Origin of the sequence: Superficieibacter sp. 1612_C1, from assembly GCF_015234305.1 — a bacterium.
Taxonomy (GTDB): Bacteria; Pseudomonadota; Gammaproteobacteria; order Enterobacterales; family Enterobacteriaceae; genus Superficieibacter.
Map to the genome: position 1 here is coordinate 748205 of NZ_JADGMI010000002.1, position 20933 is coordinate 769137.

Below are 20933 nucleotides of genomic sequence, written 5' to 3' on the forward strand. Positions count from 1 at the left end.
GATCACTTCTCCAGTTGGTGCAGGATACGATTCACTTTATCAAAGGTTTCCTGATATTCGGCGTCCTCCTGGCTATCCGCCACAATACCGCCGCCTGCGGAACAGTATAGCTGGCCGTTATGCGCCGTCAGGGTACGAATAGTAATGCTGGTATCCATATTGCCGCACAGGCTCAGGTAGCCGATACTGCCGCACCAGGCGTTGCGACGGTGCGGCTCGAGCTCGTCGATGATCTCCATCGCCCGTACTTTCGGTGCGCCGGTAATCGACCCGCCGGGAAACGCGGCGCGCAGCAGATCGCTGGCGTGTAAATGTTCTGGTAGTGTCGCGGTAACGGTACTGACGAGATGATGCACCGCCGGGAAAGGCTCAACCACGAACAGTTCAGGGACGTTTACCGTGCCGGGAACGGCGACGCGTCCGATATCGTTACGCATCAGGTCGACAATCATCAGATTCTCGGCGCGATCTTTCGGTGAGTGAGCCAGTATTGCTGCCTGTTGCGCATCTTCATCGGCGCTATTCAGACGAGGCAGGGTACCCTTGATGGGCCGGGTCTGGATGTGGCCTTCACGCAACTGAATAAAGCGTTCCGGTGACAGGCTGAGAATTGCGCCTTCCTCAAGGCGTAAAAAGGCGCTGAAAGGCGCTTTGTTGGCGGCATTGAGCTGGCGAAACATCGCCCATTCATCGCCTTCGTAACGTGCCTGAAAACGCTGCGCCAGATTCACCTGATAGCAGTCTCCGCTGTGCAGGTATTCCTGTACCTGGCGAAACTTTTCCCCGTACTGCGTGCGGGTCATATTCGACCGCCAGCCGGAGGTCAGCCGGAAGCCCGCAGATTCAGGTAAGCATCTGTCAGCCAACCAGGCCAGCCGCTCCTGTGCGTCGCCGTGGCTGAGCAGCGTTACCTGCTGGCGTTGATGATCGACAACCAGGGCCCAGTCATAAATTCCCACCGCCATATCCGGCAGCGGAATATCGGCTTCAGCCTTTGTCGGCAGCGTCTCGAAACGCCGTCCTAAATCGTAGCCAAACAACCCCAGCGCGCCACCCTGAAAAGGCAGATCGTCCTGCGGCGAAGGCTGTAAATGCAGCGCGTCGAGCACGTTTTGCAGCAGGGTTAACGGATTGTCCTGTGAATGGCGTTCTTCTCCGCCGCTGGCTATTGTGGTGGTATCGCCTTGCGTAATTAGCGTTGTGTGTGGATCGGCGACCAGAATATCAAACCGGCTATGTGGATGATCGGCATGGCCTGAATGTAGCAGCATCGCCCACGGCAGATGGCTAATCGCGGAGAAATAACGTTCGGCGGCGTCCGGACGCCACGGTAAAGCGATAACGGTGGGAGAATGCGTGTTCATCGTACCTGACTCTTTGCTGTCCTGCTGGCTATACGCCGGGCAGCATGAAATAATAAGCGCCAATAATGTAGCAGGAGTATGTCATGTTTGCAGGTTTACCTTCGCTCAGCCATGAGCAGCAACAGAAAGCGGTCGAGCGTATCCAGGAACTGATGGCGCAGGGCATGAGCAGCGGTCAGGCCATTTCACAGGTGGCGAACGAACTGCGTGCAACGCACACCGGCGAGCGGATCGTCGCGCGCTTTGAGGATGAAGACGAGTAATTCACAGAGGAAGCGTATGTCTGCCGCTGCTTTACCCGATGCCGTCCGCGCGTTTCTTGATACTGCTTTGACGCCCGACGAGATGACGCTGCCTTTTCACTACTCAACGCCTGAGCGGTGGGCGGAGCAGCAGCGTGGTTTTCGCGTGCACGGCATTACGGGAGAGGACCTGACTGCCAGCCGCGCGGGAGAGTGGCAACCCGGATGGTATGTCATCGCGCTTAACGGTTTTGACGATCCTTTTTTTATCGATATCAGTGAGTCCGCTCAGGGCTTCCCGGTCTATTATGCGCCACACGGCGCGGGGCGCTGGAGTGCCGAACGCATCGCGCCGACGCTTGCCAGCTTTAGCGAGCGGCTGCTGGCCCTGCGCGATGCGGCCGACGATGACGCCGCGTTTTTGCATTACCTCGATACACTTCCCGAAGCGCAGTCGCCGTTCTGGTCCGACGTCCGCAGCGAAAGGCTGGCGCGTGAAGAGGAAGAAGACCACTCCACGCCACCCGATCCGGCGGCGTGGCAGCAGGGGCGTCTTATTATTACCGCGCCAGGCCCGCAAAAACTTAAGGTTATTCATCTCCTGCGCAAAACGCTGAACCTTTCCCTCTCTGAGGTGATGGCGTTTGTCGCCCAACCGCCAATCGTTGCCGGTGAGGATTTTCATATCCGTCTGCGCCCGCTGGAAGAGGCGCTTGCCGCACTCGGCGCGAGCGTGGAATTTCAGCCCGACGGTCCGCGCCTGAAAACCTTTCAGCTTGATGCATTCTTTACTCTGGAAGAACTGATCGACTGCGTTAAAGGCGGGCAGGAAACGGACATTGACTACGATATTTATTCTGCCAGCGACGAGCCTTTTCAGGCGGGCGCGCAGGTTTATATAGCCTGCCCTGAAACGGGAGAGGACGATCCGCTGCCCTTTCAGGTTAACGGCGTTACGCTGCATTATGCCTATGCCGGGGATCAGTTTCGCAGCGTAGTGGAATTAGCCGTTGAGCAAAAGCCAGCGGCAAGTTCAGGTGAAATTATCAGGGCGCTGAACCACTACAGCGAATATGATGATTTTCTGGATATGGAATGAGGGTTGTTCCGGTTTATTAGTTCGCTGTCATAGCAGCAGACGCTGCTATGACAGAAGCAGCATTACACCGCCGCAATAATCTTAATCTCAACCTTATACTGTGGCTTCATCAGCGTCGCCTGTACGGTACAGCGCACCGGGGCATGGCCTGCCACTACCCATGCGTCCCACGCTTTATTCATCGCTGCGAAATCATCGGCATTAGCGAGAAAAATCGTAGCATCCAGAATTTTAGTCTTATCGCTGCCTTGCTTCACCAGCACCGCATCAATCTGCGCCAGCGTGTTGGCCGTTTGCTCGAAGGCATCGGCATCAAGATTTTCCGGTACGCCGGTGTAGTACAGCGTCTGATTATGGATAACGACATCAGACCAGCGGGCTTCGGCGTCGATACGGGTAATGGTCATGGGATTTTCCTTTTTAAATTCTCATAGATAGTGCTTAAGACTGCCATATTGTCTGCGTTTCGTCATCTCTTCGGCTGGCTAAAGCGGCTGTGCCCTGACATAATCACTGGCGATTTAACCAGGGGGTAGCGTGACGGACGATTTTGCAACAGACGGCCAGTTAGCCAAAGCCATACCGGGCTTTAAGCCGCGAGAACCACAGCGCCAGATGGCGGTGGCGGTGACGGAGGCGATTGAGAAAACGCAGCCGCTGGTGGTGGAGGCGGGGACCGGGACCGGGAAAACCTACGCTTATCTTGCGCCTGCCTTGCGCGCGGGGAAAAAAGTCATCATCTCCACCGGCTCAAAAGCGTTGCAGGATCAGCTCTACAGTCGCGATCTGCCTACCGTTTCGAAAGCGCTGGAATTTACCGGCAGGCTGGCGCTGCTGAAAGGGCGCTCTAACTATTTATGTCTCGAACGTCTGGAGCAGCAGGCGCTGGCAGGCGGTGACCTGCCGGTACAGACGCTCAGCGACGTGATCCTCCTGCGCTCGTGGGCTAACAATACCATTGACGGCGATATCAGCACCTGCGCCAGCGTGGCGGAAGATTCCCAGGCCTGGCCGCTGGTCACCAGCACCAACGACAACTGTCTGGGCAGCGACTGTCCGCTCTATAAAGACTGTTTTGTGGTGAAGGCGCGTAAGAAAGCGATGGATGCTGATGTGGTGGTGGTGAACCACCATCTTTTCCTCGCCGATATGGTGGTTAAAGACAGCGGCTTCGGTGAGTTGATCCCCGAGGCGGATGTGATGATCTTCGACGAAGCCCACCAGCTTCCGGATATCGCCAGTCAGTATTTTGGGCAGTCGCTCTCCAGCCGTCAGCTGTTGGATCTGGCGAAGGACATCAGCATCGCCTACCGGACCGAAGTTAAAGATACTCAACAGCTGCAAAAATGCGCCGACCGGCTGGCGCAAAGCGCGCAGGATTTTCGTCTGCAACTGGGCGAGCCTGGCTATCGCGGCAACCTGCGTGAGCTTTTAGCGGATGCCAATATCCAGCGCGCATTGCTGCTGCTGGATGATGCACTCGAACTGTGTTACGACGTGGCGAAACTCTCGCTGGGCCGCTCGGCCCTGCTGGATGCCGCCTTTGAACGCGCCACGCTGTACCGCGCCCGGCTAAAACGTCTTAAAGAGATTAACCAGCCAGGCTACAGCTACTGGTATGAATGTAACTCGCGCCATTTTACCCTCGCGCTCACCCCGCTGACGGTGGCGGACAAATTCAAAGAAGTGATGGCGCAGAAGCCCGGCAGCTGGATTTTTACCTCTGCCACGCTGTCGGTAAACGACGACCTTCACCATTTTACCTCCCGTCTCGGCATTGATGAGGCCCATTCGCTACTACTGCCAAGCCCGTTTGACTACGCGAATCAGGCCCTGCTGTGCGTACCGCGTAATTTACCCACTGCCAACCAGCCCGGCGCAGCGCGTCAACTGGCGGCGATGCTCAAACCAATGATTGAAGCCAACAACGGTCGCTGCTTTATGCTCTGTACCTCGCACGCCATGATGCGCGATCTGGCCGAGCAGTTCCGCGCCACCATGACGCTGCCGGTTTTGCTTCAGGGTGAAACCAGCAAGGGGCAACTTTTGCAGCAGTTCGTCAGCGCCGGAAACGCGTTGCTGGTAGCCACCAGCAGTTTCTGGGAAGGCGTGGACGTGCGCGGCGACACGCTGTCGCTGGTGATTATCGATAAACTGCCGTTTACCTCGCCGGAAGATCCGCTGTTAAAAGCGCGAATGGAAGATTGCCGTCTGCGCGGTGGCGATCCGTTTGATGAGGTCCAGCTTCCGGACGCGGTGATCACCCTCAAGCAGGGCGTGGGGCGTCTGATCCGCGACGTCGACGATCGCGGCGTGCTGGTGATCTGCGACAACCGCCTGGTGATGCGTCCCTACGGCGCGGTTTTTCTCGCCAGCCTGCCGCCGACGCCGCGTACCCGCGACATTAGCCGCGCCGTGCGTTTTCTGGCCGTTCCGCCAGCGCGGTAATTCACGCGCGGCTGTGATAAAATAAGCCCAATTTACTGATCTGGAGTGTAAGACGCGATCCCCATGCGAATTCTGGCTATTGATACCGCCACCGAGGCTTGTTCCGTTGCCCTGTGGAATGACGGTAAAACCGGTGCTCATTTTGAACTGTGTCCGCGAGAACATACCCAACGTATTTTGCCCTTAGTGCAGCAGCAACTGAGCGACGGCGGCGTCACGCTGGCGGATCTCGACGCGCTGGCGTTTGGGCGCGGGCCGGGTAGCTTTACCGGCGTGCGTATTGGCATTGGTATCGCACAAGGGCTGGCGCTGGGTGCCGACCTGCCGATGATCGGCGTCTCGACGTTAATGACGATGGCGCAGGGAGCCTGGCGCAAAACCGGGGCCATTCGCGTGCTGGCAGCCATTGATGCCCGGATGGGCGAGGTCTACTGGGCGGAATATCAGCGCGATGAAGAGGGCGTCTGGCACGGCGAAGAGACCGAATCCGTTCTCAAACCAGAAGCGGTTAACGCGCGATTGAAAAACCTGAGCGGTAACTGGGCTACCGTAGGCACTGGCTGGCCTGCATGGCCTGATTTAGCTCAGGATAGCGGGCTGACGCTGACCGATGGCGAGATCCTGCTGCCGGCTGCCGAAGATATGCTGCCGCTGGCCTGTCAGCGACTGGCTCGTCAGCAAACCGTCGCGGTGGAAGCGGCGGAACCGATCTATTTACGTAATGAAGTCGCATGGAAGAAACTTCCTGGCCGGGAATGAATCTCAGTAACAGAGACTCAGTAAAAGAGGTTGTATCATGGCGGTTCAAAAACAGATTGTACGCTGGATAGCCGCGGGTGCGCTGACCATGGCATTAAGCGGATGTGTCACTATTCCTGATGCCATTAAAGGCTCCAGTCCCACTCCACAGCAGGATCTGGTTCGGGTAATGAATGCGCCACAGCTTTACGTGGGCCAGGAGGCACGCTTCGGCGGGAAAGTCGTCGGTATTGAAAACCAGCAGGGCAAAACCCGGCTGGAAATTGCGACGGTTTCACTGGATGACGGCGCGCGTCCGGTGCTGGGTGAGCCTTCTCGTGGCCGGATTTACGCGGACGTCAGCGGTTTTCTCGACCCGGTCGATTTCCGCAACCAGCTTGTTACCGTCGTAGGACCGATTACCGGCACGGCAGAAGGTAAGGTCGGCAACACGCCTTACAAATTTATGGTCATGCAGGTTAACGGTTACAAACGCTGGCGGGTGACGCAGCAGGTTATGCTGCCGCCGCAGCCGATTGATCCCTGGTTCTGGGGACCGGGGCCGCACCCGTGGGGGTGGGGCTATGGCGGTTGGTATAACCCTGGCCCTGCGCAGGTACAGAGCGTGGTTACCGAGTAACTCACTGTAATATAAAGCAAAGAAGCAGCGGCCGGTCCGCTGCTTCTTTATGCTTAACCTGAACAATAAAAATAAATAGTGACGCGCTTCGCAACCTGAATTCTGGTTGATTAATAAACTGGTACGCTGAGTTAATATAATGTTAACGGCTTGTTTATTATCTGGGGTTGTGATGACGACAAATTCTGGTTTTAGAGGTGATGCATTGAAAAAGGTTTGGCTAAACCGTTATCCCGCGGACGTACCCGCGGAGATCAATCCTGACCGTTATCATTCCCTGATCGAACTGTTTGAACATTCAGCAAACCGCTACGCTGACCAGCCCGCCTTCGTCAACATGGGGGAGGTGATGACCTTCCGCAAGCTGGAGGAGCGTAGCCGGGCATTTGCCGCCTGGCTACAGCAGGGGCTGGGGATGAAAAAGGGCGACCGCGTTGCGCTGATGATGCCCAACCTGCTGCAATATCCGTTGGCGCTGTTCGGCATTTTACGTGCCGGGATGACGGTGGTGAACGTTAACCCGCTATATACGCCACGCGAGCTTGAGCATCAGCTTAATGACAGCGGCGCGACGGCGATTGTTATCGTCTCAAACTTTGCGCATACCCTGGAAAAAGTGGTTGATAGAACCCAGGTTAAGCACGTTATTCTGACCCGCATGGGCGACCAGCTTTCGGCTACCAAAGGCACGCTGGTGAACTTTGTCGTCAAATACGTCAAGCGGCTGGTGCCGAAATATCACCTGCCGGATGCGATTTCATTTCGCAGCGCCCTGCACAACGGTTACCGGATGCAGTACGTTAAGCCGGAACTGGTGCCCGAGGATCTGGCCTTCCTGCAATATACCGGCGGCACGACCGGCGTGGCAAAGGGCGCGATGCTGACCCACCGCAACATGCTGGCGAACCTGGAGCAGGTCAACGCTACCTACGGGCCGCTTCTGCACCGCGGCACCGAGCTGGTGATCACCGCGCTGCCGCTGTACCACATTTTTGCCCTGACCATGAACTGCCTGCTGTTTATTGAACTGGGCGGGCAAAACGTGTTGATCACCAACCCGCGTGACATTCCGGGGCTGGTGAAAGAGCTGGCGAAATATCCCTTCACCGCGATGACCGGCGTTAACACGCTGTTTAACGCGCTGCTTAATAACAAAGAGTTCCAGCAGCTCGACTTTTCTACGCTGCATCTCTCTGCGGGTGGCGGGATGCCGGTTCAGCAGGCGGTAGCCGACCGTTGGGTGAAGCTCACCGGGCAATATCTGCTGGAGGGCTATGGTCTGACCGAGTGTTCGCCGCTGGTGAGCGTCAACCCGCACGATATCGATTACCACAGCGGCAGCATTGGCCTGCCGGTACCGTCCACCGAAGTGAAGCTGGTGGATGATGACGATAACGAGGTGGCACCTGGCGATCCGGGTGAGCTGTGCATCAAAGGTCCACAGGTGATGCTGGGCTACTGGCAGCGTCCGGATGCGACGGATGAAATCATCAAAGACGGCTGGCTGCACACGGGTGATATCGCGGTAATGGATGATGAAGGTTTCCTGCGCATCGTCGACCGTAAGAAAGATATGATCCTCGTCTCCGGCTTTAACGTCTATCCGAATGAAATTGAAGATGTGGTGATGCAGCATCCGGGCGTGCTGGAAGTGGCGGCGGTCGGTGTACCGTCCGGCAGCAGCGGCGAGGCGGTGAAAATTTTTGTGGTCAAGAAAGACGACACGCTCAGCGAAGATTCTCTGGTCGCCTTCTGCCGCCGTCAACTGACTGGCTATAAAGTGCCGAAACAGGTAGAGTTTCGTACCGAGCTGCCAAAATCCAACGTCGGCAAGATTTTGCGACGAGAACTGCGTGACGAAGCGCGCAGTAAAGTGGACAATAAAGCCTGAGCCACGATCACCTCGCCAGACGCCGGTTAATCCGGCGTTTTTTATGGGCGCAAGTTAAGAGAATATGATTTGAATTACCAGATGATCACCACCAATAACGCGCTACTCGCCCTGTGTGAAGAGGCGCGCAATGCCCCGGCTATCGCGCTGGACACCGAGTTTGTGCGTACGCGTACCTACTATCCGCAGCTGGGTTTACTTCAGCTGTTTGATGGACAGCGCGTGGCGTTGATCGACCCGCTCGGCATTACCGACTGGTCGCCGATGCGGGCGCTATTACAGAACGGCGAAGTGACCAAATACCTCCACGCGGGCAGCGAAGATCTGGAAGTATTCCTCCATGAATATGGCGTGATGCCGCAACCGTTCATTGATACGCAGATCCTGGCGTCATTTTGTGGCCGTCCCGGATCGTGGGGCTTTGCCGCCATGGTCGAAGAGTTTACCGGCCTGAAGCTGGATAAAAGCGAGTCGCGCACCGACTGGCTGGCCCGTCCGCTGACCGAACGCCAGTGTGATTACGCGGCGGCCGACGTCTGGTATTTACTGCCTGTTGCCCATCAACTGCTGGCCGAAACCGACCGCGCTGGCTGGCTGTCCGCCGCGCTGGACGAATGTGAATTGATGAAAAATCGTCGCCAGGACATTCTTGACCCTGACGAGGCGTGGCGTGACATTACTAATGCCTGGCAGCTGCGTCCTCGCCAGTTAGCCTGTCTGCAACTGCTGGCGGCGTGGCGTTTACGCAAAGCGCGTGACCGTGATATGGCGGTTAATTTCGTGGTTCGTGAAGAACACCTGTGGGCCGTGGCGCGCTATATGCCGGGTAGCCTTGGCGAGCTGGACAGCCTGGGTCTGTCAGGCAGCGAAATTCGCTTCCATGGCAAAACGCTGCTGAGCCTGGTTGAAAAAGCACAGGCCATCGCGGAAGAAGCGCTGCCGGAGCCGCTACTGAACCTGATGGATATGCCCGGTTATCGAAAAGTCTTCAAAGACATTAAGACGATGGTCCAGGACATTAGCGTGGCAAAAGGGCTGAGCGCTGAGCTGCTGGCGTCTCGTCGTCAGATTAACCAGCTACTTAACTGGCACTGGAAACTTAAAACGTCGGCGTTGTTACCTGAACTAATTTCCGGCTGGCGTGGGGAACTGATGAGCGAGCCATTACTGGCGCTACTGGCGGACTATCCGCGTAGTTAAATCAGGAAAGGATACCGGGCGGATCTGACCGCCCGGTAGTGTGCGGCTACTTTGACTCTTCCGCTTCAGGCAGAGTGACGTTCAGTTCCAGAATAGAGATATCATCCCCTTTCTGTTCCAGTTGCACGGTGACCATTTCAGGGTCGATCTGCACATAGCGGCAAATCACTTCCAGAATATCGCGTTTCAGCTGCGGCAAGTAGTGCGGCTCGGCGTCGCTACGACGACGTTCCGCCACAATAATCTGTAATCGCTCTTTAGCGATGTTAGCCGTATTCTTTTTCCGTGACAGAAAAAAGTCGAGTAATGCCATAACTTATCCTCCGAACAGGCGCTTGAGGAAACCTTTCTTCTCTTCTTCAACGAAGCGGAAAGGGCGTTCTTCTCCCAACAGGCGATCCACCGTATCGGCGTACGCTTTACCCGCATCTGAAATAGTATCCAGAATAACAGGTTCCCCCTGGTTGGAAGCGCGCAGGACAGACTGGTCTTCCGGGATCACACCAACTAACTTGATGCGCAGGATTTCCAGTACGTCTTCCATGCTTAACATATCACCTCTGTTCACGCGCCCTGGGTTGTAGCGGGTCAATAACAGATGTTCTTTAATCGGATTTTCGCCATTTTCTGCCCGGCGGGATTTAGAGGCCAGAATACCCAGAATACGGTCGGAGTCGCGAACCGAAGAGACTTCCGGGTTGGTGGTGATGATCGCTTCGTCAGCAAAATAGAGTGCCATCAGCGCACCGGTTTCAATACCGGCAGGGGAGTCGCAGACGATGAAATCAAAATCCATCCCTTTCAACTCTTCCAGCACTTTCTCTACGCCTTCACGGGTCAATGCGTCTTTGTCACGCGTTTGCGACGCGGGAAGAATATAGAGATTATCCGTGCGCTTATCTTTAATCATGGCCTGATTCAGCGTGGCATCGCCCTGAATCACGTTAACGAAATCATATACCACACGACGCTCACAACCCATGATTAAATCCAGGTTACGCAGGCCGATATCGAAATCGATAACGATGGTTTTTTTACCCTTCTGGGCTAAACCTGTAGCGATGGCCGCGCTGGAGGTGGTCTTGCCAACGCCCCCTTTACCCGAAGTAACTACAATAATGCGTGCCATAAAAATTCCTTGTTAAAAGGGATTACTCTAAGGGTTCGATCGACAAAGCATCATTCGTCAGACGTAAACGCGCGGCTTTGCCATAAAATTCGGCTGGTATTTGATCGCTCAGCCAGTACTGCCCGGCGATGGAAATTAATTCCGCCGTCAGGTGCGTACAAAATATTTGTGCATTTCTGTCACCGCTGGCACCTGCGAGAACACGTCCTCTCATCATGCCATACACGTGGATATTTCCATCGGCAATCAATTCTGCACCCGCACTGACATGACTTGTGACAATCAAATCACACTGTGGGGCGTAGACGCGCTGGCCAGAACGCACCGGAACGTCAATCAGTCGTGTTTTTGCAATGGGAGTAACCGCCGCTGGCGGTGGCGTCTGCGCTTCAACAGGGGCAGACCGGACCACTTGCTCCTTACCTTCAGTCAGGAGAGGAAAACCCGCTCTGTCGATTTCTGCCTTAAGTGCAGGGTCCTTACAGCCGCTCACACCGATGATACGCAAACCTGTTGCAGCTATTGCTTTCTGAATGGGCAACCAGTCGAAGGGAGCCTCCAGCGTACTTACGTTAACCACAACCGGGGCATGACGTAAAAACGCCGGTGCCTGAGCGATTTTGTCTTCTAACGCCTGACGAATAACTTCCGGCTTTGCCTCATGCAAATGAACCACTGATAAGGTGAAACTACTTCCTTTAAGTTCGATTGGCGTGTTTGACATCCTGGCCTTACTCAATTTGCTTTTTACCATCACCGATGTGGGATGATATTCCGAAGACTCTCTGGCATGTTATAGTCACTATTATATTGAGGCAAGTCACCTCTCCCTTAATTCAGAGTAAAAGTATGTTTTGTGTGATCTACAGAAGTTCCCGACGCGAACAAACCTATTTGTATGTTGAAAAAAAGGACGATTTCTCGCGCGTGCCGCCTGAACTGATAGAGGGTTTTGGCAAGCCGCAACTCACGATGCTCCTGCCGCTCGACGGTCGCAAAAAATTAGCCGGTGCGGATCTGGATAAAGTGAAGCAGGCATTAACGGAGCAGGGCTATTATTTACAACTTCCGCCACCGCCGGAAAATTTACTCAAGCAGCATCTGGCGTCGGCAGACAAAAAATAACGTCAATCGAACATTTGATTAACTGTAGGGGAAAATATGTATCAGCATCATAACTGGCAGGGCGCTCTGCTGGATTACCCGGTTAGCAAAGTGGTCTGTGTTGGTAGTAATTACGCGAAGCATATAAAAGAGATGGGCAGTGACGTGCCGGAAGAGCCGGTGCTGTTTATCAAGCCGGAAACGGCGTTGTGCGACATCCGTCAGCCGCTGGTGCTGCTTCAGGGCTATGGCTCGGTGCATCACGAAGTGGAACTGGCGGTGCTGATTGGGGCAACGCTGCGTCAGGCATCGGAAGAACACGTCGCTAAAGCGATTGCTGGTTACGGCGTGGCGCTCGATCTTACCCTGCGCGACGTGCAGGGGAAAATGAAGAAGGCGGGGCAGCCATGGGAAAAAGCCAAAGGCTTTGATAATTCGTGTCCGCTATCAGGTTTTATTCCGGCGGCGGAATTTAGCGGCGACCCGCAGGCCACGCCGCTGGGCCTGAAAGTGAACGGCCAGGTTCGCCAGCAGGGCACTACTGCGGACATGATCCATAAAATCGTTCCGCTGATTGCCTATATGAGCCGCTTCTTTACCCTGAAAGCAGGGGATGTGATATTAACCGGCACGCCGGATGGCGTTGGCCCGCTACAAAGCGGCGACGAGCTTGAGGTGAGTTTTAACGGCAATTCGCTGACCACCCGCGTACTGTAACGCTCTCTTGCCGTCGTTTCCGGCGGCAAAACTTGCATCAGGGTGCCAGAGTGGTTATAAGGTGCACCCTGGATCTTAATCGTGGACGTTTTTATGAGCAATTTACCCTTCTGGCAGAGCAAAACCCTCGACGAGATGTCCGACGCAGAGTGGGAATCACTGTGTGATGGCTGCGGACAGTGCTGTTTGCATAAGCTGATGGATGAAGACAGCGATGAGATCTACTTCACCAATGTTGCCTGCCGCCAGCTCAACATCAAGACCTGCCAGTGTCGCAACTATGAGCGTCGTTTTGACTATGAGCCGGACTGCATTAAATTAACGCGCGAAAACCTGCCAACCTTTGAATGGTTGCCGCATACCTGCGCCTATCGATTGCTGGCTGAAGGTAAAGACTTGCCGCACTGGCACCCGCTGTTGACTGGCTCGAAGGCGGCAATGCACGGCGAGCGCATTTCCGTACGCCACATCGCCGTGCGTGAGTCCGAAGTACATGACTGGCAGGATCACATCCTCAACAAACCTGACTGGGCGCAGTGAAGCGCGCTATTCTTCCTCAAGCCAGCCTATTCACAATCATGCCCGATTATCAGACGGATAATCCTGCTTATCCGCCTGGTTAAGATCGTACGCGGCCTGGGCCTGCTCAAGAGCCGGTCCATATTCAAGCGCCCAGTCATAAAGCGCCAAAAACGGCTGCTGTAATGTCTGCGCCAGCGGAGTGATGCTGTACTCTACGCCTATGGGTGAAACAGGCAGCACTTCGCGGTGTACCAGCCCATTTCGTTCCAGTCTCTTCAACGCGTCTGCCAGGGCTTTATGGGTAATACCATCTAAACGCCGACGGATCTCGTTGAAGCGGGACGGCCTGGTACAGAGCACGGTAAGAATTAATATCGACCACTTATTAGTAATGTGCTCCAGCACCGGGCGCGTTTTTCCTACGTCTCTCAAGCAGTTAACGTGATTTTCTGCCATAGCGATATACTCCGTGATATCTGGTATATATAAAGTGCGTAATTGATATTAAGTATAAAGTTTATATCATTTGTTTTCCATCCAAACCGGAGATAACAAATGAACAGACTTGAGAATAAAGTGGCCGTCGTACTGGGCGGTGCAAAAGGGATTGGACTGGCGATTAGCCAGCGCTTTGCAAATGAAGCCGCTACCACCTGGTTTACTTCGCGCCGTGATGAAGAGTTAGCGGCGGCCAGTAGCAAAATGTCAGGCACCTTTCGGCCACTGCGCGCAGATGTCAGCCAGCAAACAGAATTAACCCGCATTATGCAGACCATCAGCGCCAGCACTGACCAGATCGATGTGTTAGTTATTAATGCAGGGATGGCTGATTATGCGACAATTGATGAGATAAACCCGTCGCACTTTGATCAGATCTTTGACATAAATGTACGCGCCCCCGTGTTCGCTCTACAGGCAGCTCTGCCATTGCTAAAACCCGGGGCCAGCGTGGTATTAATTGGTTCCATTGCCGATGTGATTGGTACCCCGGGCTATGGGGTTTATGGTGCGAGTAAGGCAGCGCTTCGCTCCTTCGCAAGAACCTGGACACGAGAGCTGTCCACGCGTGGCATCCGTGTTAACGTCGTCGCGCCCGGACCTGTCGACACGGATATGATGGCTGCCGCTTCTGATGAGATGCGCGCAGAAATAATCAAAGCCATTCCCCTGGGAAGAATGGGTAAACCAGAAGAAATTGCTAATGTCGCGTTGTTCCTTGCCAGCGATGAAAGCCGCTATATTGCAGGCGCAGAAATTTGCATAGATGGCGGTCTGACGCAGGTTTAATCGATTTTATGCGCCAAACGCCCCATCAATGGTATGCATCGCGCCGGTCACAAATGACGCTTCCGGTCCGGCAAGCCAGGCGACCATTCCCGCCACCTCTTCAGGACGTCCGTGACGTTTGATCGCCATAAAGCTGTGCATCAACTCTTTCATCGGCCCCTCTGCCGGGTTGGCATCCGTATCAATCGGGCCGGGTTGCACAATATTGATCGTGATCCCGCGCGGGCCGAAATCACGCGCCAGTCCGCGCGCTAAGCCTTGCAACGCTGATTTGCTGACGGCATAAGACGCCATACCCGGAATGGGCATCCGGTCGCCGTTGACTGAACCGATGATGATAATCCGTCCGCCTTCCGGCATCTGACGCGCCGCTTCCACCGAGGCATGGTACGGCGCGTGGATATTGATCCGGAACAGGCGGTCTATTGCATCAGGATCCTGCTCCAGCGAATCGCCAAAGAGGGCGATTCCGGCGTTGACCACCAGAATATCCAGCGGCCCGGCGTCGCGTACCAGGTTAATGATGGCCTCTCTGTCAGCGCTGTCCGCCTGGATAGCGGTACTGCCCGTTTCTTTCGCCAGCTGCGCTGCCGCGTCGCGCGAGCCGGCATAACTGAAGGTCACAGAAGCGCCTTCAGCGGCAAAACGCTGTACGATGGCTGCGCCAATACCCCGGCTACCGCCGAGCACCAGAACCGATTTATGTTGAAATACAGACATGCGCGTTTCCTTGAATCATATTGTAGTGACCGTTACAATATGATTCAGAGAAGAAGCCTGTCAAGGAATTATGTATCGATGACTAAAAAATTAGGTCGCCCCCCGGGCCGCCCCCGTCGCTTTGATCCCGAAGAGGCGATCGCGACGGCGCAACGGCTATTTCATTCACGCGGCTACGATGCGGTCAGCATTGCGGATCTCACCGACGCGTTCGGCATTAAGCCGCCGAGCTTTTACGCGGCATTTGGTAGCAAAATGGGGTTGTATACGCGGGTACTGGATCGCTATGCCTGTACTGGCGCGATCCCGTTGCAGACTCTCTTGCGCGCCGACAGGCCGGTCGCGGAATGCCTGGCTCGCGTGCTGGAAGAGGCCGCCACGCTTTATGCGGCCAATCCTGATGCTGCTGGCTGCCTGGTGCTGGAAGGGACACACTGCGACGATCCTTCTGCCCGTGAAGCCGCCTGCGGTTTTCACTCCGCTGCGGAGGCGCTTATCCGCCGTTATATCGAAGAACGTCACCCGGAGGATGCAGAGCGGCTTACCGACTTCGTGGGAACCATTATGGCCGGTCTTTCAGCCAAATCGCGGGCGGGGTATAGTCCGCAACGTTTGCGGGAGATTGCGCGCCTGGCGGGGCAGGCGCTGGGAGAGCAGAAATAATCTGGCGGATCGGCTGTTAGCTTTCGCCAGACCGACGTGAATCATGGTCACGCCATTGTAACGAGGTCAGGCGATAGACCAGGCTGGGGTCCGCATTCGGGACATCATTTACCGTCGCGGTTTTTATCATGCCCGCTTTTTCCAGCACCCGCTGTGAGGCCAGATGTGCGGGTCTGACCACGGCGGTGACCTCGTGCAAATCAAGAGTATTAAACGCGTAACCCAGAGCGAAATGGCAAAATTCGCTGGCTATCCCTTTTCCCCATGTCTCAGGCGAGAAACGATAACCCAGATTATGCGTCAACGCGCCCTCAAGTTCCCTGACCGTTATCCCGGCAAAACCCACGATCCGTGCCGGCGTTTCACGCAACGCGATGGCCCAGTTGCCATAACCGTATCGCTCGTATTCGGCCATCCACACGGCGAGCCGTTGTTGCGCATAATGAAGGCTGGGATAAGGTCCGGCGGGGTTAAACGTATTTGTTTCAGGATCGCCGTAGATACGATAAAGATCGTCGGCGTCCCCGATAGCTAATGGTCTTAACAGTAAACGCGTGCTGGTTAGCGGCATGGCGTTATGAGCCTGGAGTGGCATAGCCGCCAACGACAAACCACGTCAGAAAAGCCACAGCAACAAAAAAGATGACCACTGGAAAAGCAATGCCTAATCTCATAAATCCCCTGTAATAAATGTTAACGTTGTACCGCCATCCCTATCACCGCATTAATCAGCGAAGACGCCATAAATACGCCGCCGAGGATAAACCAGACCTTTTGTCTCTGCCGGAAGGCTAACAAGAGAAAAACGACCGAAACGACAAAAAAGGGTATCGCGATGATAGCAAACGTGGACATTATTCTCTCCTGAATGAAATACTGCCTGATGTTTCATCCTCTGACGACACCGCCGGAAGATGTCACTATAACTTTGAATATAAGACTAATCTATATGTATCTTCTTTTAGGCTATATGCGCTTTGCTTCTGTTAGCTGCGCTGCCTGACCCTTTATAGCCGTTACCCGCCTTCGAGTGAAAGGGTAAATGTATTCATCCACCATTTGTGGTAGGAAAAGTGCGGCTGCGATTTAAAAGGTGTTGGACGTTTATGGGGAAATCAATTTACAATGCATTTGATATTAGTCGCCGTGAAGTCTGAGGGAATAACACCTTGAATTGGTAGAATTTTCTTAAAAAATGGCGCGCTGGTATCCGCTTTTTATAACGAAACTAGTGATTAACTCTTTGTTATGGAAACATTATTTCGTTTGCACCAGCAATTGTCGTGCTCTTGCAATGAACTACGTTTATTTACCTTTCGTGCGCTTCTAAAAAAAACGCGGTAAAAAAAATGTAGTATTGAGTTCCAATTTAAAAATTGAAAAGTAACTCATCGCATCGGGAGAGAAATATGACAGAAACACACACAGCCTATACTCATTGCCCTTCATGCAATGAGCTTATCCCCAGCGAAGCTGAGGTTTGTGAGCATTGCCACGCCCATAAAATAAATAACTATGTCTCGCGCGAAGCCCGCATAAAAATACGAATGCTGGCCGGTATTGCAGCGGCTGTTCCTGTCGCTGTGTTTTTGCTGTCGCTCTTTTTTACCGAGCGGGTGTGGCTGGTGGCGGCAATCTGTGTATTGTTATCACTGGCGGCATGGTTTTCGGTTTACAACACATTGCTGGCGCAGGAAAAAAAGAAAAATATCACCGTATGGAAACGCAGGACATTGACGTGGTAAAGAAAAAGCATAAACCAGCAGGGCGTTGTATTTAGTCGGTTACGATTGTCAAAGGTCAGAATCGGCCTTCAGTATAATGATAATTTCTTGTTAAAACGTGTTTTTTCTTCCAGGCTTTACTGACAACAAGCTAAATGGAGGAAGTGAAATGAGCCAGCACGATGCCGACCGCGATCGCAAAAAAGAAGACGACCGTCCGGTCACCGGTAGCCCAAAAGAGCACGGTGAGATCCCGCGCACGCGTGATAGCAGTAAAGATCACAAAGAAGACCCTTATAAAGATAAGTAAACCCTCATCCTCAGGTCAGCATAAGAAAGACCTGAGGGTGTCTTTACCGGCTTATTCTTATATATAATGGAATGTCTTAACTCTCATCACAAAAAATCGATGATTATTCGGCCAGATAGCTGAATGACTTTTTACATAATTTATCCTTTTTTTATTGATTGTTAAGATTTATCTTAGCTAAGCACGCAGAGCTAAAAAGAATAGTAATGGACTGTATATTATCCTGCGCACTGACCTCGTCGCCATGGATTGGTAGCTAGTTGGAATATTCCGCGGGGTCAGTCCATCTCATTTCTTTTTGAATCGCTTGATCTATATAACCTTCTTAGGCTGTTTTACCCTCAATGAGATCCCAGAGTTATTGCCTTTCCTGATTGTTTAATTCTTATCCTTTTTATATAAGTCGTGGTCAGATGATGCCTTGAATCTGCGCATTATCCAGCCAGTCAGCTATTATTCTGCCATTTCTGGCATACGCTCCAGAGCGTAGTCGCGCTGGCCAACCGCAGCCTGCATTTTTTTCGCCAGTAAGCCTGCTGTCGCGCCATAAATGCAACATATTAGTAACTTTTTCATGAGCCTGTCCTCCTGAGGGGATCTTTACGCTAGTCCGCCCGCAGAAAGAAAATGCGCGTGGCTTCTCTTTTTGTCTTTTATTTTATCCAGCCGACGACTTCAGAGCTTTCTAAGGTGAGTGAAGACGTAGAAGAATATTTTCTTGCTTTAACACAGATTGCTAATCATATAGTGCAAAATGGTAAGCAAAGAAATATTTTTAATCGATCATGATAACGCGGAGAAACCATTTTTGAGTCCGGTTGAAGCGTTTTGAGGTGATTGTTTTTTATACTGTTGATCGTTTGTGACGATCAATATGCTTGTTTTGATTGATAAATATTTTTATGCGCGTAAAATTTCCGCTGACTCTGCTGGAACGCCAACACCAGGCGGCAGAGTTGTTTTCGTGGGCGTTAAAGTAATGCACTCGGTGGCTCCTGTCGCGTTGCTTTTTCTAAGGCCCACGAAAACACATAAATAAAGGTCACGCCTGAGCGTGACCTTTTCTTTTAAAAGCAGAAGACCGTTGCGGTTACTTTTTGGCTTCGACACCGGGCGCTTCAGAACGCAGAAGGAACTGCTGCGTGACGTCGGGAAGGTGATCCAGCGCCCATTTTGCCATGGCTTCTTCCTCGGCAAGAATGGTCTTAAACACGGAAACCCCTTCGATATCGCCTGCCTGCTCGGCTGCGGCAATTAACGATGTATAGCAGGCAATTTCGAACTGCTCGAAAACATAACTGCTGATTGCGCCTTTGACAATTTCGTCAGAGGTAAACACCCCGCCAATAGACTGGCCGAACGCCGCCATTTTACTCATCGAATCTTTGACTACCGAACGGGAAATATTATTGCGTTCGATTACGCCTTCAAGCAGGGTAATCTGGTGTTTAGTTTCGGATAAATGTTGTTCAATACGCGCTCTCAGATCGGGATAGTTATCGATCCTTTTAGCCATGGCTTCAAGCATAGATTCTGCTTGTTTTTCCATAGCATGCGCGTCACGCAACCAGTCATGATAATTTTCTTGATTAGTCATGATCGCTCTCCGAATTAAGTTGAATAACCGTAATAAAAATGGACAACTCATCGCTGGTTTTTATTCAAATCAGCGAGTCTTAATGGCGCGAAATTACGGCAAGGTAAGAGTAATAAACAAGGAAAGAATAATAAATCTGGCGAGCCAATAATGACTCGCCATTCAGCTATAAAAATAATGTATTTTCAGTTGTAACTTTACATTGCTTTCAAGCGTTATTCAGCAGCCTTATTTTTTACCACCGCTGCTCTGTCCGCCTTTTTTACCGGCTTCAGAGGCTTTCTGCGGATCGTCTTTGAAGTTACCGCCGCCGCCGCTGCTGCTTTGCCCGCCTTTCTTACCGGCTTCAGAAGCTTTCTGCGGATCGTCTTTAAAGTTACCGGAACCACCACGATGTTCAGCCATAATATATCTCCACTGTATGTTAGACATATAATCGATACTTATGATGCATATCGACTGCTTTCAGTATTTAAAGTTAGTCTAAAAAGCCAGACCGTCAAATTATAATAAAAATTTTATTGCCGTTTCGCTTAGTGGACATTACCGCTTCGCTGAGGGAGTGCTCATTTATAACAATATGAAAATTACCCATTTTTTTATCTACGATATTTTTATCGGCGTTTTAATTTGCGCTATAAACGTGCTGCTGCTTACTTTTGCTTACAGGTTACTCTTTTTTGTGTGCCATTTTTAAATATCTGCTATCGCTGACAGTACGCCGATGTTTTGCCAGTAATAATTGGTAAAAATGGGATGCCTCTCCAGTCCGACCATAGGTTTTACGTATATCCTTAAAAGGTTTTTATAAATTCAACGAGATTAGTGGCATGAACTGGATTTTTTACCTGGGCAGATAGTATCAAATTTCGCAGGCATACGAAGGGCGCGAGTATCGCTTAACCGTGCCCGGCGAGCGCGTTTTTCTGATCATATCGCGTGCGGGTCTCGAAAAAGCGCTGCGCGATCACTACGGATTACGTCAAAAGCACGGCCTTTCGCCGCCCTCATGAGTGGTTTGTTTCAGTGTCGGAAATTAATAGTTATTCCCTGTCTTGATCTCAAAGGCAACTCAAATTACTGTTTAAATATACAGTAATTCATTGAGGTGTTCATTTTGATGTTTATTCAACCAGCGGAACTGCGTCCGGTCGTTTTGCTGCCCTTATTCAGCGACCTGGTCCAGTGCGGTTTTCCTTCGCCTGCGCAGGACTATGTCGAACAGCGCATCGACCTCAATGAACTGATGATTCACCATCCCAGCGCCACCTATTTTGTCCGCGCTTCCGGCGACTCCATGATTGAAGGGGGTATCAGCGACGGGGATTTACTTATCGTCGATAGCTCAAGAACGGCGGAACATGGCGACATCGTTATCGCCTCGGTAGAGGGGGAGTTTACGGTAAAGCAGCTCCAGTTACGTCCGGTCATCCGCTTAAACCCGCTCAATAAAGCCTACGCTCCCATCCTGATCGGCCGTGACGAGGCGCTGGAGATATTCGGCGTCGTCACTTACATCGTCAAAGCGACGGGCTGAC

The 20933-nt window shown here is 52.7% G+C and carries 28 protein-coding genes; 15 read left to right on the plus strand and 13 right to left on the minus strand.

Features of this window, described 5'->3' with window-relative positions:
* Positions 1–2: 2 nt before the first annotated feature.
* Positions 3–1364 (minus strand): aminodeoxychorismate synthase component 1, encoded by a 1362-nt coding sequence (pabB, locus tag INT84_RS09800; RefSeq protein ID WP_194206630.1) that lies wholly within the window; start codon positions 1362–1364, stop codon positions 3–5.
* 83 nt (positions 1365–1447) lie between these two features.
* Between pabB and INT84_RS09805 the strand changes: the two genes are divergently transcribed.
* Both INT84_RS09805 and INT84_RS09810 read left to right on the plus strand, forming a co-directional pair.
* On the plus strand, positions 1448–1627 hold the full coding sequence (locus tag INT84_RS09805; RefSeq protein WP_176918835.1) for a YoaH family protein: 180 nt from the start codon (positions 1448–1450) through the stop codon (positions 1625–1627).
* Positions 1628–1643: 16 nt separating this feature from the next.
* Entirely contained in the window at positions 1644–2705 is a 1062-nt protein-coding gene (locus tag INT84_RS09810; RefSeq protein WP_194206631.1) for an SMI1/KNR4 family protein, read from the plus strand.
* A 62-nt stretch (positions 2706–2767) separates the two neighbouring features.
* On the opposite strand, the gene INT84_RS09815 is transcribed toward INT84_RS09810, so the two are convergent.
* On the minus strand, positions 2768–3112 hold the full coding sequence (locus tag INT84_RS09815; protein WP_194206632.1) for a RidA family protein: 345 nt from the start codon (positions 3110–3112) through the stop codon (positions 2768–2770).
* 130 nt (positions 3113–3242) lie between these two features.
* Here INT84_RS09815 and INT84_RS09820 point away from each other — a divergent pair, with 130 nt between their 5' ends.
* From INT84_RS09820 to rnd, 5 genes are all read left to right on the plus strand, one after another.
* Positions 3243–5153 (plus strand): ATP-dependent DNA helicase, encoded by a 1911-nt coding sequence (locus INT84_RS09820; RefSeq protein WP_176918831.1) that lies wholly within the window; start codon positions 3243–3245, stop codon positions 5151–5153.
* 63 nt (positions 5154–5216) lie between these two features.
* Complete coding sequence (gene tsaB, locus INT84_RS09825) at positions 5217–5912, plus strand: tRNA (adenosine(37)-N6)-threonylcarbamoyltransferase complex dimerization subunit type 1 TsaB (protein WP_194206633.1); 696 nt, start codon at positions 5217–5219, stop codon at positions 5910–5912.
* 37 nt (positions 5913–5949) lie between these two features.
* Positions 5950–6531: a Slp/YeaY family lipoprotein gene (locus INT84_RS09830; protein WP_194206634.1), complete on the plus strand. Its 582-nt coding sequence runs from the start codon at positions 5950–5952 to the stop codon at positions 6529–6531.
* A gap of 205 nt (positions 6532–6736) precedes the next feature.
* Positions 6737–8422: a long-chain-fatty-acid--CoA ligase FadD gene (fadD, locus tag INT84_RS09835; RefSeq protein ID WP_194206635.1), complete on the plus strand. Its 1686-nt coding sequence runs from the start codon at positions 6737–6739 to the stop codon at positions 8420–8422.
* 81 nt (positions 8423–8503) lie between these two features.
* Complete coding sequence (gene rnd, locus INT84_RS09840; protein ID WP_194206841.1) at positions 8504–9622, plus strand: ribonuclease D; 1119 nt, start codon at positions 8504–8506, stop codon at positions 9620–9622.
* Positions 9623–9668: 46 nt separating this feature from the next.
* Here rnd and minE read toward each other — a convergent pair whose 3' ends face one another.
* The 3 genes from minE to minC are packed head-to-tail and all read right to left on the minus strand — an operon-like array spanning position 9669 to position 11475.
* Complete coding sequence (gene minE, locus INT84_RS09845) at positions 9669–9935, minus strand: cell division topological specificity factor MinE (RefSeq protein WP_049840897.1); 267 nt, start codon at positions 9933–9935, stop codon at positions 9669–9671.
* 3 nt (positions 9936–9938) lie between these two features.
* Entirely contained in the window at positions 9939–10751 is an 813-nt protein-coding gene (gene minD, locus INT84_RS09850) for a septum site-determining protein MinD (RefSeq protein WP_194206636.1), read from the minus strand.
* 22 nt (positions 10752–10773) lie between these two features.
* A complete protein-coding gene (gene minC, locus INT84_RS09855) occupies positions 10774–11475 on the minus strand; it encodes a septum site-determining protein MinC (RefSeq protein WP_194206637.1) in 702 nt (233 codons plus the stop codon).
* 125 nt (positions 11476–11600) lie between these two features.
* Between minC and INT84_RS09860 the strand changes: the two genes are divergently transcribed.
* The 3 genes from INT84_RS09860 to INT84_RS09870 all read left to right on the plus strand — a co-directional run bounded on the left by INT84_RS09860 (position 11601) and on the right by INT84_RS09870 (position 13112).
* A complete protein-coding gene (locus tag INT84_RS09860; protein WP_194206638.1) occupies positions 11601–11876 on the plus strand; it encodes a YcgL domain-containing protein in 276 nt (91 codons plus the stop codon).
* A gap of 36 nt (positions 11877–11912) precedes the next feature.
* Entirely contained in the window at positions 11913–12572 is a 660-nt protein-coding gene (locus INT84_RS09865; RefSeq protein ID WP_176918824.1) for a fumarylacetoacetate hydrolase family protein, read from the plus strand.
* A gap of 93 nt (positions 12573–12665) precedes the next feature.
* Positions 12666–13112, plus strand: coding sequence for a YcgN family cysteine cluster protein (locus INT84_RS09870; protein ID WP_228066015.1), 447 nt, complete (start codon positions 12666–12668; stop codon positions 13110–13112).
* A gap of 36 nt (positions 13113–13148) precedes the next feature.
* Here the strand turns inward: INT84_RS09870 and INT84_RS09875 are convergent, their stop codons facing one another.
* Positions 13149–13550 carry a helix-turn-helix domain-containing protein gene (locus INT84_RS09875; protein WP_194206639.1) on the minus strand — a complete coding sequence of 134 codons (402 nt, stop codon included), beginning with the start codon at positions 13548–13550 and terminating at the stop codon, positions 13149–13151.
* Between the two features lie 99 nt (positions 13551–13649).
* Here INT84_RS09875 and INT84_RS09880 point away from each other — a divergent pair, with 99 nt between their 5' ends.
* Positions 13650–14381: an SDR family NAD(P)-dependent oxidoreductase gene (locus INT84_RS09880; RefSeq protein ID WP_194206640.1), complete on the plus strand. Its 732-nt coding sequence runs from the start codon at positions 13650–13652 to the stop codon at positions 14379–14381.
* A gap of 6 nt (positions 14382–14387) precedes the next feature.
* Here INT84_RS09880 and bdcA read toward each other — a convergent pair whose 3' ends face one another.
* On the minus strand, positions 14388–15101 hold the full coding sequence (gene bdcA / locus INT84_RS09885) for an SDR family oxidoreductase (protein WP_194206641.1): 714 nt from the start codon (positions 15099–15101) through the stop codon (positions 14388–14390).
* A gap of 78 nt (positions 15102–15179) precedes the next feature.
* Between bdcA and INT84_RS09890 the strand changes: the two genes are divergently transcribed.
* Positions 15180–15764, plus strand: coding sequence for a TetR/AcrR family transcriptional regulator (locus INT84_RS09890; RefSeq protein WP_194206642.1), 585 nt, complete (start codon positions 15180–15182; stop codon positions 15762–15764).
* Positions 15765–15780: 16 nt separating this feature from the next.
* Here the strand turns inward: INT84_RS09890 and INT84_RS09895 are convergent, their stop codons facing one another.
* Genes INT84_RS09895 through INT84_RS09905 form a run of 3 tightly spaced genes read right to left on the minus strand, consistent with a single transcriptional unit; the run spans position 15781 to position 16619 of the window.
* Positions 15781–16335, minus strand: coding sequence for a GNAT family N-acetyltransferase (locus INT84_RS09895; protein ID WP_194206643.1), 555 nt, complete (start codon positions 16333–16335; stop codon positions 15781–15783).
* Positions 16336–16339: 4 nt separating this feature from the next.
* The gene (locus INT84_RS09900) at positions 16340–16438 is read right to left on the minus strand and encodes a YoaK family small membrane protein (RefSeq protein ID WP_103675988.1); all 99 of its coding nucleotides are present in this window, start codon (positions 16436–16438) and stop codon (positions 16340–16342) included.
* A 19-nt stretch (positions 16439–16457) separates the two neighbouring features.
* Positions 16458–16619, minus strand: a complete 162-nt coding sequence (locus tag INT84_RS09905; RefSeq protein ID WP_194206644.1) for a hypothetical protein — start codon at positions 16617–16619, stop codon at positions 16458–16460.
* Between the two features lie 554 nt (positions 16620–17173).
* Here INT84_RS09905 and INT84_RS09910 point away from each other — a divergent pair.
* Together INT84_RS09910 and INT84_RS09915 are read left to right on the plus strand one after the other, a co-directional pair.
* Positions 17174–17509, plus strand: a complete 336-nt coding sequence (locus INT84_RS09910; RefSeq protein WP_194206645.1) for a hypothetical protein — start codon at positions 17174–17176, stop codon at positions 17507–17509.
* 148 nt (positions 17510–17657) lie between these two features.
* Positions 17658–17798 (plus strand): hypothetical protein, encoded by a 141-nt coding sequence (locus INT84_RS09915; RefSeq protein WP_176918818.1) that lies wholly within the window; start codon positions 17658–17660, stop codon positions 17796–17798.
* Between the two features lie 453 nt (positions 17799–18251).
* On the opposite strand, the gene INT84_RS24335 is transcribed toward INT84_RS09915, so the two are convergent.
* From INT84_RS24335 to INT84_RS09925, 3 genes are all read right to left on the minus strand, one after another.
* Positions 18252–18374: a hypothetical protein gene (locus INT84_RS24335; protein WP_255515970.1), complete on the minus strand. Its 123-nt coding sequence runs from the start codon at positions 18372–18374 to the stop codon at positions 18252–18254.
* A gap of 514 nt (positions 18375–18888) precedes the next feature.
* A complete protein-coding gene (locus INT84_RS09920) occupies positions 18889–19395 on the minus strand; it encodes a ferritin-like domain-containing protein (RefSeq protein WP_176918816.1) in 507 nt (168 codons plus the stop codon).
* Between the two features lie 228 nt (positions 19396–19623).
* On the minus strand, positions 19624–19800 hold the full coding sequence (locus INT84_RS09925; protein WP_194206646.1) for a KGG domain-containing protein: 177 nt from the start codon (positions 19798–19800) through the stop codon (positions 19624–19626).
* A 712-nt stretch (positions 19801–20512) separates the two neighbouring features.
* Here INT84_RS09925 and INT84_RS09930 point away from each other — a divergent pair.
* Positions 20513–20932, plus strand: coding sequence for a translesion error-prone DNA polymerase V autoproteolytic subunit (locus tag INT84_RS09930; RefSeq protein ID WP_176918813.1), 420 nt, complete (start codon positions 20513–20515; stop codon positions 20930–20932).
* Position 20933: the final 1 nt, after the last annotated feature.

What these genes read in the sequence shown, in the direction of transcription:
- INT84_RS09830 (WP_194206634.1), top strand. Translation starts at nt 5,950, where the DNA reads ATGGCGGTTCAAAAACAGATTGTACGCTGGATAGCCGCGGGTGCGCTG.
- INT84_RS24335 (WP_255515970.1), bottom strand. Translation starts at nt 18,374, where the DNA reads ATGAAAAAGTTACTAATATGTTGCATTTATGGCGCGACAGCAGGCTTA.
- bdcA (WP_194206641.1), bottom strand. Translation starts at nt 15,101, where the DNA reads ATGTCTGTATTTCAACATAAATCGGTTCTGGTGCTCGGCGGTAGCCGG.
- INT84_RS09810 (WP_194206631.1), top strand. Translation starts at nt 1,644, where the DNA reads ATGTCTGCCGCTGCTTTACCCGATGCCGTCCGCGCGTTTCTTGATACT.
- INT84_RS09895 (WP_194206643.1), bottom strand. Translation starts at nt 16,335, where the DNA reads ATGCCGCTAACCAGCACGCGTTTACTGTTAAGACCATTAGCTATCGGG.
- INT84_RS09890 (WP_194206642.1), top strand. Translation starts at nt 15,180, where the DNA reads ATGACTAAAAAATTAGGTCGCCCCCCGGGCCGCCCCCGTCGCTTTGAT.
- INT84_RS09880 (WP_194206640.1), top strand. Translation starts at nt 13,650, where the DNA reads ATGAACAGACTTGAGAATAAAGTGGCCGTCGTACTGGGCGGTGCAAAA.
- minE (WP_049840897.1), bottom strand. Translation starts at nt 9,935, where the DNA reads ATGGCATTACTCGACTTTTTTCTGTCACGGAAAAAGAATACGGCTAAC.
- pabB (WP_194206630.1), bottom strand. Translation starts at nt 1,364, where the DNA reads ATGAACACGCATTCTCCCACCGTTATCGCTTTACCGTGGCGTCCGGAC.
- INT84_RS09920 (WP_176918816.1), bottom strand. Translation starts at nt 19,395, where the DNA reads ATGACTAATCAAGAAAATTATCATGACTGGTTGCGTGACGCGCATGCT.
- INT84_RS09905 (WP_194206644.1), bottom strand. Translation starts at nt 16,619, where the DNA reads ATGTCCACGTTTGCTATCATCGCGATACCCTTTTTTGTCGTTTCGGTC.
- INT84_RS09915 (WP_176918818.1), top strand. Translation starts at nt 17,658, where the DNA reads ATGAGCCAGCACGATGCCGACCGCGATCGCAAAAAAGAAGACGACCGT.
- rnd (WP_194206841.1), top strand. Translation starts at nt 8,504, where the DNA reads ATGATCACCACCAATAACGCGCTACTCGCCCTGTGTGAAGAGGCGCGC.
- INT84_RS09805 (WP_176918835.1), top strand. Translation starts at nt 1,448, where the DNA reads ATGTTTGCAGGTTTACCTTCGCTCAGCCATGAGCAGCAACAGAAAGCG.
- minD (WP_194206636.1), bottom strand. Translation starts at nt 10,751, where the DNA reads ATGGCACGCATTATTGTAGTTACTTCGGGTAAAGGGGGCGTTGGCAAG.
- INT84_RS09925 (WP_194206646.1), bottom strand. Translation starts at nt 19,800, where the DNA reads ATGGCTGAACATCGTGGTGGTTCCGGTAACTTTAAAGACGATCCGCAG.
- INT84_RS09815 (WP_194206632.1), bottom strand. Translation starts at nt 3,112, where the DNA reads ATGACCATTACCCGTATCGACGCCGAAGCCCGCTGGTCTGATGTCGTT.
- INT84_RS09910 (WP_194206645.1), top strand. Translation starts at nt 17,174, where the DNA reads ATGACAGAAACACACACAGCCTATACTCATTGCCCTTCATGCAATGAG.
- INT84_RS09875 (WP_194206639.1), bottom strand. Translation starts at nt 13,550, where the DNA reads ATGGCAGAAAATCACGTTAACTGCTTGAGAGACGTAGGAAAAACGCGC.
- INT84_RS09860 (WP_194206638.1), top strand. Translation starts at nt 11,601, where the DNA reads ATGTTTTGTGTGATCTACAGAAGTTCCCGACGCGAACAAACCTATTTG.
- INT84_RS09870 (WP_228066015.1), top strand. Translation starts at nt 12,666, where the DNA reads ATGAGCAATTTACCCTTCTGGCAGAGCAAAACCCTCGACGAGATGTCC.
- INT84_RS09865 (WP_176918824.1), top strand. Translation starts at nt 11,913, where the DNA reads ATGTATCAGCATCATAACTGGCAGGGCGCTCTGCTGGATTACCCGGTT.
- tsaB (WP_194206633.1), top strand. Translation starts at nt 5,217, where the DNA reads ATGCGAATTCTGGCTATTGATACCGCCACCGAGGCTTGTTCCGTTGCC.
- INT84_RS09900 (WP_103675988.1), bottom strand. Translation starts at nt 16,438, where the DNA reads ATGAGATTAGGCATTGCTTTTCCAGTGGTCATCTTTTTTGTTGCTGTG.
- minC (WP_194206637.1), bottom strand. Translation starts at nt 11,475, where the DNA reads ATGTCAAACACGCCAATCGAACTTAAAGGAAGTAGTTTCACCTTATCA.